Here is an 11,221-nt window from a genome sequence, read left to right as displayed (position 1 = left end):
CGATTTTGCGCGTCCTCACGGCGTCTCAGCCCGGATCGCCGCGATGATACGGATGGCCGGCAAGGATGGTCAGGCTGCGGTAGATCTGTTCGAGGGCGAGCACGCGCACGAGTCCGTGGGGCAGGGTGGCGGCCCCGAAGGAGAGGATCAGCTCCGCCTGGGTCCGAATTGAGGCGTCCAAGCCATCCGGGCCGCCGATTGCCACCACCAGCGCCGGCCGCCCGGCGTCCCGCCATCCGGCGACACGTCCGGCCAGGGCCTCGCTGCGGATGTCGGACCGTCCCCGCTCATCGTAGGCTACCAGGATTCCGCCTGGCGGGAGATGGGCGAGGAGCGAGGCTGCCTCCTCGGAACAGCGATCCGGCGCCCGGCGGGCCCGGGATTCAGCGATCTCCACGCTGTCGCAGGCTGTAAAGCCGAGGCCGCGACCCAACTGTGCGGCGCGGTCGCGATATCGTGATGCGAGTTCACGCTCCGGGCCGGCCTTCAGCCGTCCGATCGCTGCCAGGACGAGGCGCAATTCCTAGGACGCTAGCCGGCCGCGAGCCCCACCGGACGATCGGCGCCCCACATCTTCTCGAGATTGTAGAAGCCGCGCACCTCCGGACGGAAGATGTGCACGAGCACGTCGCCAGCATCGATCAGAACCCAGTCACAGGCCGGCAGGCCCTCGACCCGAGCGTTGCCGAAGCCGCGGCTTTTCATCTCCTGGATGATCTTGTCGGCGATCGAGCCGACGTGACGCTGCGACCGGCCCGACGCGATGATCATGGTGTCGGCGAGCGAGGTCTTGCCGGCGAGGTCGATCGCGATGGTCTCCTCGGCCTTCATCTCGTCGAGACAGCCGAGGGCGAGAGCCTTCAGGTCGTCCGAGCGGGCAAAGCCGGCATCGTCCGGAGCGGGGGCAGTGGTGCGGATGGTCTCCGTGCGAATGGTCTCGGGCAGCGTCCTGATTCCTCGTGATGTCGCGACGACCGGTCAGGCCTCGCGAACCAGTATGAAATTGGCGACATCGTGCGTCGATTGCAACTGCATGGGGTCCGGCCGGAGACGCGTTCCGCGCTGACCGTTGCGGATCGCCGTCGAGGACAGGGGTGATCGGGGCCCGTGCAGGAACGTCCACGCCGGCGGTGCGCGCGTCGCCAGAGCCCGGGCGCCCGATTCGGCAACCCTCGCCCCTGCCAGCCGGTGGGCGGCCCGGGCGCTCAGCGGCGCCATCGTGAAGCCGGGCCGGTCGATGACCGCGATCGGCAGGAGACGGGCGATCTCGGCGAAGCCTTTCCAGCGGTGGAAATTGTCGAGGGAGTCAGCCCCCATGATCCAGACGAATCGCACGCCGGGGCAGCGCCTCGTCAGGTAGCGCAGGGTCTGGACCGTGAAGCGCACGCCCAGCGCCGCCTCGACGCCGGTGACGGCGATGCGGGGGTGACGGGCGATTTCCCGGGCCTGGGCGCAGCGCGCCTCCACGGGCGGCAGCGCGCTCCGGCTCTTGAGCGGATTGCCCGGGCTCACGAGCCACCATACCCGATCCAGCCCGAGCCGCCGCAGCGCCGTCAGGGTGACGTGCCGGTGGCCGAGATGGGCGGGATTGAAGGATCCGCCGTAGAGGCCGATCCGCATGCCGGGGGCGCTCGGCGGCAGGATCAGCCGCACGCCGGGACTTTGGCAACGTTCACGGACGGATCTGGCCGCTGCCGTGGACGCGGTACTTGAAAGTGGTCAGCTGCTCGACCCCTACGGGCCCGCGGGCGTGCATACGCCCCGTGGCGATGCCGATCTCGGACCCGAAGCCGAACTCACCGCCATCGGCGAACTGGGTCGAGGCGTTGTGGGTGACGATCGCCGAATCGACCTCCGCGAGGAAGCGCGACGCCTCCGCCCGATTCGCCGTGATGATCGCATCAGTGTGATGCGAGCCGTAGGTCTCGATATGCTCGATCGCCGCATCGATCCCGTCGACGACGCGCACCGCAATGACCGCGTCGAGATACTCGGTGTGCCAATCGGCCTCCGAGGCAGGGGTCACCCGCGGGTCGACCGCCCGGGTCGAGGCGTCGCCGCGCACGGCGCAGCCGGCATCGAGCAGCGCGTGGACCAGGGGCGCCAAGTGCGTCGCCGCGCAGGCGCGGTCGACCAGCAGAGTCTCGGCGGCGCCGCAGACGCTGGTCCTGCGCATCTTGCTGTTGAGCAGCACGCGGCGCGCCATATCAAGCTCCGCCCCGGCCGCGACATAGACGTGGTTGATGCCGTCGAGATGGGCGAAGACCGGGATCCGGGCCTCGGCCTGGACGCGCTCGACCAAGCCGCGCCCGCCCCGGGGCACGATCACGTCGACGCAGCCGTCGAGGCCCGTCAGCATCAATCCGACCGCAGCCCGGTCCCGGGTCGGCACCAGCTGGATCGCGTCGGCCGGAAGGCCCGCCTCCACCAGACCCTCGCTCATCGCCTTGGCGATGGCCAGGGCGCTGCGGTGGCTGTCGGATCCGGCCCGCAGGATCGCGGCGTTTCCGGCCTTGAGGCAGAGCGCACCGGCATCCGCGGTGACGTTGGGGCGGGACTCGAAGATCACGCCGATCACGCCGAGCGGCACCGCGATGCGCTCGATCAGCAGGCCGTTCGGACGCTCCAGAGCGGCGAGCTGTCGGCCGACCGGGTCGGCCAGCGAACCGACCTTGTCGACGGCGTCGGCCATAGCGGCGAGGCGGCCGGGATCGAGCGTGAGCCGATCGACCAACGCGGCGGTCTGGCCGGCCTGACCGGCAGCCGCGACGTCGCGCGCGTTCGCGCTCAGAATCTCGTCGGCATTCGCCCGCAGGCGTTCAGCGATCAGCCGGAGGGCCTTGTCCTTGGTCTGAGCCGAGGCGATGGCCATGCGGCGCGCGGCCGAGCGGGCGCGGCGGCCGATCGCCGCCATCTGCTCCGGCAGGGTCTCGGCCTCGGCGAAGTCGGATCTCAGGTTCAGGACGGGCACGCTGGCGTCCTCGGATTCTCGGGGGCCACTGGTCCGGCCCGACATGGGTGTGAGCGGTATTTGCACATCGTGCGACGAGACGACAAGCGTGGCCGCCCGCGGCTCGTGACAAAGATCGCGTCCTGCGAGATCTCGAAACAATTGATGAGAATCGATTCTGGCTAAAGCATTGCCAGATCATCGCGGTGCACCATCCAGGCCCGACCCGGATAGTTAAGCAATTCGGGTATACGGGCGCTCGGGTGGCCGATGATCAGCGCAGCTTCGGCGCTGTCGTAGGCGACCAGGCCGCGGCCGAGCACGCGGCCGTCGGGATCGCGGATCATCACCGCGTCCCCCCGCGAGAAGCTGCCTTCGATCGCCCGCACGCCGACCGGCAACAGGCTGGCGCCCCCGAGCAGGGCCTTCGCGGCCCCGGAATCGATCGTCAGCGTCCCGCGCGGCTCCAGGGAGCCGGCGATCCAGGTCTTGCGGGCGGCGGTCGGCGTCGAGCCGGAAAGGAACCACGTGCAGCGTGCACCCTCGCGCACGGCCTTCAGCGGATTCTTGCCGCGCCCGTCCGCGATCACGAGGTGGGTCCCCCCGGAGGCGGCGATCTTGGCGGCCTCGACCTTGGTGCGCATGCCGCCCCGGGACAATTCCGAGGCGGGGCCACCGGCCATCGCCTCGATCTCCGGGGTGATGCGCTCGACCACGGCCAGGTGGCGCGCGTCCGGGTCGGACTTGGGCGGCGCGGTGTACAAGCCGTCGATGTCGGAGAACAGCACCAGCACGTCGGCGTCGATCATCGTGGCGACGCGGGCGGCGAGCCGGTCGTTGTCGCCGTAGCGGATCTCGGAGGTCGCCACCGTGTCGTTCTCGTTGACGACCGGCACGGCGCGCATCTCCAGGAGCTTCAGCACAGTCGCCCGGGCGTTGAGGTAGCGGCGGCGCTCCTCGGTATCCTGCGGCGTCACCAGGATCTGCCCGGCGACGATGCCGTGATGGCCGAGCGCCTCGGCCCAGTGCCGGGCCAGGGTGATCTGCCCGACCGAGGCGGCGCCCTGGCTCTCCTCCAGCCTGAGCACACCCGGCGGAAGGCCGAGCACCGTGCGGCCGAGCGCGATGCTACCCGATGAAACGACCAGCACGTCGACGCCCCGGCCGTGCAGTTCGGCGATGTCCTCAGCCAAGGCGGCCAGCCAAGCATGGCGCAGCCGGCCGGCGCCGCGGTCGACCAGCAGCGCCGATCCGACCTTGATGACGACGCGACGGAATTCTTCGAGGGCTGGGATCATGGTTCTTCGAATGAATCGCTTCCCGACGGGGTTTGGACGAAGACCGCGCCCTTGAACAGCGGCCGAATCGCATGCACGCGAGCCTCGGCTCCAAAGAGGTTGGCGCGCCGTTCCGAAGGCGGCTTTGCATGTCCGGGCAGGCGCGCCGATCACGGCCTCCGACGCGATCACGCGTCAGGATCGCATGGCGGGCTCCCCGTTGCTGATCCTGAAACACAGGCCTCGATGTTCAGACTGCGTCATGAACACTCAAAGATAGAGACCATGACACAGTGTCCTTGAAGGAGCCTCATGCTCGAAAAGGACCTACCGGAACGGCGCGGTAAGCGCGCGCGGAGACGGCGCAACAAGCGGCCGCCCCGTCGCTCAAGGCTGCCAGGCGGCCACAGGGCGCGCTTCCGCCCGCGCGCTGGCGTCGATCTCGGCCAGGATCGCCCGGAGCACCTCCGGGACGCCCTTGCGGCTGGCCGAAGAGAGGACCAGCGGCGCACGGCCGGCGGCACGCTTCAGCTTGGCCACCTGGCTCTTCAGGGTGCCGGCATCGAGCGCGTCCGCCTTCGAGAGCGCCACGATCTCCGGCTTCTCGGCCAGCCCGTTGCCGTAGGCCTCAATCTCCCCGCGGACCAGCTTGTAAGTCTTCCCGGCATGTTCGCTCGTGCCGTCGACGAGGTGCAGCAGCACCCGGCAGCGCTCGACATGGGCGAGGAACTTGTCGCCAAGCCCGACGCCCTCGTGAGCCCCCTCGATCAGACCCGGGATGTCGGCGAGCACGAACTCGCGCCCGTCCGAGCGCACGACGCCGAGGCCCGGATGCAGGGTGGTGAAGGGATAATCGGCGATTTTCGGCTTCGCGGCGGTGACGCTCGCCAGGAAGGTCGACTTGCCGGCATTCGGCAGCCCCACGAGGCCGGCATCGGCGATCAGCTTGAGCCGCAGCCAGATCCACATCTCCCGGCCTTCCAGGCCGGGATTGGCGTGCTTCGGGGCGCGGTTGGTGGATGTGGTGAAGTAGGCGTTGCCGAAGCCGCCGTTGCCGCCCTTGGCCAGCCGGATCCTCTGGCCGACCTCGGTGAGATCGGCGATCAGGGTCTCGCCGTCCTCGGCGAAGATCTGCGTGCCGGCCGGCACCTTCAGCACCACGTCGGAACCGTTGGCGCCGTGGCAGTTCGAGCCCATGCCGTGCTCGCCCTTCTTCGCCTTGAAGTGCTGCTGGTAGCGATAGTCGATGAGGGTGTTGAGGCCCTCCACGCACTCGACCCACACGTCGCCGCCGCGTCCGCCGTCGCCCCCGTTCGGGCCGCCGAACTCGATGAACTTCTCCCGCCGGAACGAGACGCAGCCGGGGCCGCCGTCACCGGAGCGGACATAGACCTTGGCTTCGTCGAGGAATTTCACGGCTCGTCTCGTCGTTCGCTGGCATCGGCAACCCGGGGTCGCCGAAGTAGACATATGGTACGCCGGGGCAGCCGGCGCCGCGAAGGGCCCCTCTCCGTCTGGAGAGGAGCCGGCCGGTCATGGTTTACCAAACAGCCGCGAGTTCCGGTTCAGGCACAAGTGCCGCAGCCGCCGCCGCCCAGGCGCCGCGCTCGAGGCCGAAGCGATCCATCTCCCGGTCGCCGCCGCGAGCCGGGCAGGCTTGCGGCCCGCGTCCGGTCCACGCGAAGCCGGCCTTCTCCAGGACACGACGCGAAGCCGGGTTCGACGGTAGCGCCGAGGCTTCGATCCGTTCCCCGCCCGCATAGGCGAAGTAGGCGTGGACGAGGGCCCGCGCCGCCTCACTCATCAATCCGGCGCCCCACCAGGGCCGACCGAGCCAGTAGCCCAGTCGCGGTGCCCCGTCGTGGCCTGAGATCTCGACGAGACCGATCAGGCTCGTCGGGGCCGCCCGCTGGGCGAGCGCCAAGGTCAGGCCGGTGCCGGTGCTGTTGGCGCTCCGCAGCCGTAGCACGAAAGCGTCGACGGCGTGCCGCTCGAGGGGATGGGGGATCCGGTCGGTCATCTCGGCCACGTCTCGCTCGCCCGCGAGCTTCGTGATGGCCGGAGCATCCTTGGCGGTCGGCCAGCGCAGCCAGAGCCGGCGCGTCTCGATCCGGAAGACGTCGTCACGGGTGAGATCGGGGAACATCGTGCCCTCGCAGGGCGACGCACCCGTCTCGCGGGGCGACGCCTCAAGACGACGAAGGGGAGGATGGTGTCCCATCCTCCCCGGCGTTCCGTCCGATCCGTCCCGTCAGGGGCTCGGCATCGACGTCTCCGGTCCGGTGTGGGACACCGGGCGGGACGCCAGCTTCGCCGCTCGGGCGCCCGCCTTTTATTCCGCGGCCTCGGCCAGCGGGGTCACTGCTACGAAGTCGCGCCCGCGGCGCGTCTCGAAGCGGACGTGGCCCGGTACCAGCGCGAACAGCGTGTGGTCCTTGCCCATGCCGACATTGGTGCCGGGATGCCATTTGGTGCCGCGCTGGCGCACGATGATGTTGCCCGGGATCACAGCCTCCGAGCCGAACTTCTTGACGCCGAGGCGACGGCCTGCCGAGTCGCGGCCGTTCCGGGACGAGCCGCCTGCTTTCTTGTGTGCCATGGGATCTGCTCCGAATGCGTGTGTGTCGCGCGGATCGCGGGCCTCGCTGGGGGCCCGCGCTCGATCACGCGGTGATGCCGGTGATACGCACCACGGTGTGGTGCTGGCGGTGGCCGCGCTTGCGGCGCGAGTTCTGGCGGCGGCGCTTCTTGAAGGCGATCACCTTCTTGTCGCGGCCGTGGCTCACGATCTCGCCCGTGACGCTGATGCCGGACAGGGTCGGCGCGCCGACCTGCGTCGCGCCCGCACCATCGGCGAACAGCAGGACCTCGCCGAAGGTCACGGATTCACCGGCCTCGCCGGCCAGGGAGGCGATGGTGATGGTGTCGTTGGCGGCGACGCGGTACTGCTTGCCGCCCGTCTTGATGACTGCGAACATCGTTGCTCTCGTGTTCTCGAACGGCCTCCGGGGCGGCTGCCCCTGGACCGGCTTCTTGTTTGAAGTCATTGAACGGGTCGGAGCCCGGACAACGCGAAACGCGCGGACCTCATCGTGGAGGCCGCGCGCCATAGCGGGTCAGTAGGGGCCGTGTCGTCCGGTGTCAATCCTGGACGGCTCAGCGGATCGGTGCGCCGGTCGCCAGGATGCCCTTCGCGACGCTTCCCTGCGGCCCGAAGGCGGCGAGGGCCTGCGCGCACCACGCCTCCCGCCCGTCCGCGGCGAGCTGCTGCCGGACCTGGGAAGCCCGGGTCCGCAGCTTCTCCTGCAGGATGGCCTCCTGCGCCGCACCGACCCGGGCGGCGAGCCGCAGGGTCGTGAGCTGCCCGGCCTTCACCTGGATGCCGGGGCAGGACTGCTCGGCGATGATCGTGGTCGCCGCCGCCTCAGCATAGCCGTCCAGCGCCGTCGTCGGTACCGCCGGGGCCGGAACCTGCGCGCAGGCCGGTCCGGTCAGGACCAGCGTCCAAATCATCCTAAGACCGCGCAATGCTCAGACCTCCACGGTGGCGCCGGTCTGCGCCGTGATGCGCCCGTAATGCTCCGGGCGGCGGTGACGGGCGAAATCGAAGATCGTGCTCTTGCCGAAAGCGCAGGCGGCGAAGTCGCACGGCGCCGCGATCAACTCGTCGTCCTCTGTCTCGGCGCGGGCGAGAACGACGCCGTCGGGATCGACGATGATCGAGCCGCCCATCAGCCGGTGCCCGTCTTCGATCCCGGCCTTGGCAACGCCGACCACGTAGGTTGCGTTCTGGTACGCGCCCGCCTGCAGGGACAGGTCCGAATGGAACATCCGCCTTTCGAGGCCTTCCGACCCCTTCAGGCTGTTCACGGACGGGGTGTTGTAGCCGATCACGACCAGTTCGACGCCCTGCAAGCCGAGGCAGCGGTAGGTCTCGGGCCAGCGCCGGTCGTTGCAGATCGCCATGCCCATCACGACGCCCGCGTTGCGCCAGACCGGGAAGCCGAGGTCGCCCGGCTCGAAGTAGCGCTTCTCGAGATGCTGGTGACTGCGCTCCGGGTCGTACTCGCTGTGACCCGGCAGGTGGATCTTGCGGTACTTGCCGACGATTCGGCCGGCCCGGTCGGTGAGGATCGCGGTGTTGAAGCGCCGGCCCTCCGGGGTCAGCTCGGCGTAGCCGAAGCTGATCGCGATTCGAAGCTCCCGGGCCCGGGCGAAGAGCGGCGCGGTGGCGGCGTTCGGCATCTCGCGCTCGAAGAACGCGTCGGCTTCGACGGGATCCGCCATGTACCAGCGCGGGAAGAAGGTGGTGAGCGCCAGTTCCGGGTAGATCAGCATCTCGACACCCGCGGCCGCGGCGCGCTCCAGCAGCGCGATCATCCGGGCCACCACGATCGCTCGGCTGTCGGCTCGCTGGACCGGTCCCATCTGGGCGCCCCCGACGACGAGTTCGGCCATGCCTGGCGATCTTTCCGGTACGACGCAGCGACCGCAGCTGCGTACACCGGTGATGGGCGGTCCGTCATCTCGTGGATGTAGGCTCCTGCGCGGCCTTGAACTCACCCTCGATGCGCAGGCTCACCTCGTCACCCAGAGCCGGCAGGAAGGCGTTGACGCCGTAATCCGAGCGCTTGAGCACGGCCAGCCCGTCGAAGCCCACGGTGTAGCGCTGGTCCACGGGGTGGATGCCCGCCTGATTGAAGGTGGCGTCGATCGCCAGCGGCCGGCTGATGCCGCGCAGGTTCAGGTCTCCGGTGATCCGGGCGGTGGTCGGGCTCGTCGCCTCCACCGCGGTGGCGGTGAAGGTCGCGGTCGGGAACTTGGCCGTGTCGAAGAAATCCGGGGTGGCCAGATGCTCGTTCAGCCGCGCGCTGCCGGTGACGACGCCGTTCAGCGCCACGCTGACAGCGAGACGGCTTTTCTCCGGAGCCTTCGGATCGAGTTCGAGCGTGCCGGTCAGGCCAGCGAACTGGCCGTAATAGGTCGAGTAGCCGAGATGGCTCACCGACCATGTGACCTTGCCGTGGTCCGGATCCAGAACATAGGTGCCGGCTCGGACCTGGGTCGGATCCTTGCTCGGCGCGGCCGCGGCCAGCGGATCGTCCGCCGCTCGGGCGGAGCCGAGGCACAGCAGGCCGATCAGGGCGAGAATGGGCGCGCGCATGGTCGGTTCCCCGCTCGTCCGGCCTAGCCCGGCCGTCGCTGCGGCCCTGATTTCACGAAGCGCATCCGGGCTCAAGCGCGTCTGGCGGAGCCGCCCACGCTTCTATAGGCATCCCCGCGACAGCGGGCGGGCGTGGCATGATCGGCAAGCTCAGAGGCGTGGTGGATTCGTTCGGCGAGGATTTCGTGATCCTTGACGTCTCCGGCGTCGGCTACATCGCGCATTGCTCGGCGCGGACGCTCCAGCGCATGCCCAAGGTCGGCGAGCCGGCGGAACTCTCCATCGAGACGCATGTCCGCGAGGACATGATTCGGCTCTACGGCTTCCGCTCGGATCCCGAGCGGGAGTGGTTCCGCCTCCTGCAGACCGTCCAGGGGGTGGGCGCGCGCGTGGCGCTGGGGGTCCTCTCGGTGCTGGAGCCCGACGCGCTCGCCACCGCCATCGCCACGGGCGACAAGGGCGCGATCAGCCGGGCGCCCGGCGTCGGGCCGCGCCTGGCGGCCCGGTTGGCCGCGGAACTCAAGGACAAGGCCCCCGCCTTCTCGCCGATGGATCCGGCCCTCGCCGCCCTCGCCGGCGCGGGAGAGGAGGGCGCCGCGCCCCAACCGGTTGCCGACGCGATCTCGGCGCTGGTGAATCTCGGATACCCGCAGGTGCAGGCCGCCGCCGCCATCTCGGCGGCCCTGAAGGGCGCCGGGGAAGCCGCCGAGGCCAAGGTGCTCATTCGGCTGGGCCTGCGTGAACTCGCGCGCTGACACAGGATTCTTCGCCGCCGGATCCGGTCGATCGGGGCCGCCGATCGGATGTGGGCGACCTAATCGAGCCGTCTTGATTGGTGTTCACTTGACCCGGCGCGGCGGCGGTGCCATCTCCGCTCCGCCAGTAAGGCATTGAAAAGCCATCTACTTTTCAGTGGTTCTAATCTGGCGTGTCCGGAATTGCCTAGCTCGACGCGGTCGGGAAAGGCTCGAAAAGACGGGTTCTGCGGCTCGCATGATCGTCTGTTCCTGCAACGTCCTGTCCGATGGCGCGGTGCGCGAGTGCCTGTCGCCGGGCCCCGGCTGTCCCCGCACCCCGGCGCAGGTCTACGAATGCCTGGGATGCAGCCCCAAATGCGGGCGCTGCGCCCGGACGATCCGGGCCATCATGCGCAGCGCGCTGGGCGAGGCCGCGGCCGGCGATGGCGGCCATGCCTGCACGACGGCTTGCGCGAGCGCCTGCAGTTTGGTCAAGGTCCAAGCTGCGGAGGAGGTGATCGCGGCCTGACGCCCATGCCCCCCGCTTGAAAAGGCAGTAAGGAGTTGGGGGCATGAAGGGCGACACCAAGGTCATCGAGTATCTGAACCGCGGCTTGCGCAGTGAGCTGACTGCGGTGAGCCAGTACTGGCTGCATTTCCGCATGCTCAACGATTGGGGCTATGTCGATCTGGCCAAATTCTGGCGCAAGGAATCCATCGAGGAGATGAATCACGCCGACCGGTTCATCGACCGGATCCTGTTCCTCGACGGCTTTCCGAATCTGCAGGAACTCGACCCGCTTAAAATCGGTCAGAACGTGCAGGAGATCATCGAATGTGATCTCGCCGCCGAGAACGGAGCGCGCAGCCTCTATCTCGAGGCCGCGCAGTACTGCGAGTCGATCAACGATCGCGTTTCCAAGAACCTGTTCGAGCATCTCGCTGAGGACGAGGAGGGCCATATCGACTTCCTCGAGACCCAGCTGGATCTGATCAAGCAGATCGGCCTGCCGCTCTACGCGCAGAAGCACATCGGCGGCCTCGAGCAGATCGCTCCCGAGAAGGACTAGCCTGGCTCGGCCCTCGCGTCGCA

15 protein-coding genes are annotated in these 11,221 nt (G+C 69.0%); 3 read left to right on the top strand and 12 right to left on the bottom strand.

What is annotated here, in order from left to right; translation table 11 throughout:
* Nucleotides 1-25 precede the first annotated feature (25 nt).
* From rlmH to Q8W67_RS01910, 12 genes are all read right to left on the bottom strand, one after another.
* Nucleotides 26-520 (bottom strand): 23S rRNA (pseudouridine(1915)-N(3))-methyltransferase RlmH, encoded by a 495-nt coding sequence (rlmH, locus tag Q8W67_RS01965; protein ID WP_305539904.1) that lies wholly within the window; start codon nt 518-520, stop codon nt 26-28.
* Nucleotides 521-531: 11 nt separating this feature from the next.
* Nucleotides 532-831: a ribosome silencing factor gene (rsfS, locus tag Q8W67_RS01960; RefSeq protein ID WP_370693796.1), complete on the bottom strand. Its 300-nt coding sequence runs from the start codon at nt 829-831 to the stop codon at nt 532-534.
* 147 nt (nt 832-978) lie between these two features.
* Entirely contained in the window at nt 979-1,653 is a 675-nt protein-coding gene (locus Q8W67_RS01955; protein WP_305539902.1) for a nicotinate-nucleotide adenylyltransferase, read from the bottom strand.
* 19 nt (nt 1,654-1,672) lie between these two features.
* Nucleotides 1,673-2,971 carry a glutamate-5-semialdehyde dehydrogenase gene (locus Q8W67_RS01950; protein WP_305539900.1) on the bottom strand — a complete coding sequence of 433 codons (1,299 nt, stop codon included), beginning with the start codon at nt 2,969-2,971 and terminating at the stop codon, nt 1,673-1,675.
* A 161-nt stretch (nt 2,972-3,132) separates the two neighbouring features.
* Nucleotides 3,133-4,248: a glutamate 5-kinase gene (proB, locus tag Q8W67_RS01945; protein WP_305539898.1), complete on the bottom strand. Its 1,116-nt coding sequence runs from the start codon at nt 4,246-4,248 to the stop codon at nt 3,133-3,135.
* Nucleotides 4,249-4,614: 366 nt separating this feature from the next.
* Nucleotides 4,615-5,643 carry a GTPase ObgE gene (gene obgE, locus Q8W67_RS01940; RefSeq protein ID WP_305539896.1) on the bottom strand — a complete coding sequence of 343 codons (1,029 nt, stop codon included), beginning with the start codon at nt 5,641-5,643 and terminating at the stop codon, nt 4,615-4,617.
* 124 nt (nt 5,644-5,767) lie between these two features.
* Nucleotides 5,768-6,373, bottom strand: coding sequence for a GNAT family N-acetyltransferase (locus Q8W67_RS01935; protein ID WP_305539894.1), 606 nt, complete (start codon nt 6,371-6,373; stop codon nt 5,768-5,770).
* A gap of 186 nt (nt 6,374-6,559) precedes the next feature.
* On the bottom strand, nt 6,560-6,826 hold the full coding sequence (gene rpmA / locus Q8W67_RS01930; protein ID WP_243965695.1) for a 50S ribosomal protein L27: 267 nt from the start codon (nt 6,824-6,826) through the stop codon (nt 6,560-6,562).
* Nucleotides 6,827-6,890: 64 nt separating this feature from the next.
* Entirely contained in the window at nt 6,891-7,205 is a 315-nt protein-coding gene (rplU, locus tag Q8W67_RS01925) for a 50S ribosomal protein L21 (RefSeq protein ID WP_305539890.1), read from the bottom strand.
* Between the two features lie 178 nt (nt 7,206-7,383).
* Nucleotides 7,384-7,740, bottom strand: a complete 357-nt coding sequence (locus Q8W67_RS01920) for a hypothetical protein (RefSeq protein WP_305539888.1) — start codon at nt 7,738-7,740, stop codon at nt 7,384-7,386.
* Between the two features lie 18 nt (nt 7,741-7,758).
* The gene (locus tag Q8W67_RS01915; RefSeq protein WP_305539885.1) at nt 7,759-8,685 is read right to left on the bottom strand and encodes an N-carbamoyl-D-amino-acid hydrolase; all 927 of its coding nucleotides are present in this window, start codon (nt 8,683-8,685) and stop codon (nt 7,759-7,761) included.
* A gap of 64 nt (nt 8,686-8,749) precedes the next feature.
* On the bottom strand, nt 8,750-9,391 hold the full coding sequence (locus Q8W67_RS01910) for a YceI family protein (protein WP_305539882.1): 642 nt from the start codon (nt 9,389-9,391) through the stop codon (nt 8,750-8,752).
* A 137-nt stretch (nt 9,392-9,528) separates the two neighbouring features.
* On the opposite strand from Q8W67_RS01910, the gene ruvA reads away from it, so the two are divergent.
* The 3 genes from ruvA to bfr all read left to right on the top strand — a co-directional run bounded on the left by ruvA (nt 9,529) and on the right by bfr (nt 11,198).
* Nucleotides 9,529-10,146, top strand: coding sequence for a Holliday junction branch migration protein RuvA (gene ruvA / locus Q8W67_RS01905; RefSeq protein WP_305539879.1), 618 nt, complete (start codon nt 9,529-9,531; stop codon nt 10,144-10,146).
* Between the two features lie 238 nt (nt 10,147-10,384).
* Entirely contained in the window at nt 10,385-10,657 is a 273-nt protein-coding gene (locus Q8W67_RS01900) for a bacterioferritin-associated ferredoxin (RefSeq protein WP_305539877.1), read from the top strand.
* Between the two features lie 43 nt (nt 10,658-10,700).
* Nucleotides 10,701-11,198: a bacterioferritin gene (gene bfr, locus Q8W67_RS01895; protein ID WP_305539875.1), complete on the top strand. Its 498-nt coding sequence runs from the start codon at nt 10,701-10,703 to the stop codon at nt 11,196-11,198.
* Nucleotides 11,199-11,221: the final 23 nt, after the last annotated feature.

The sequence above is a fragment of the Methylobacterium sp. NEAU K genome (assembly GCF_030700285.1).
In the GTDB taxonomy this organism is placed as follows: domain Bacteria; phylum Pseudomonadota; class Alphaproteobacteria; order Rhizobiales; family Beijerinckiaceae; genus Methylobacterium.
Note: the sequence above shows the minus strand (reverse complement) of the source record. Positions and strands in the feature narration are given on the sequence as shown.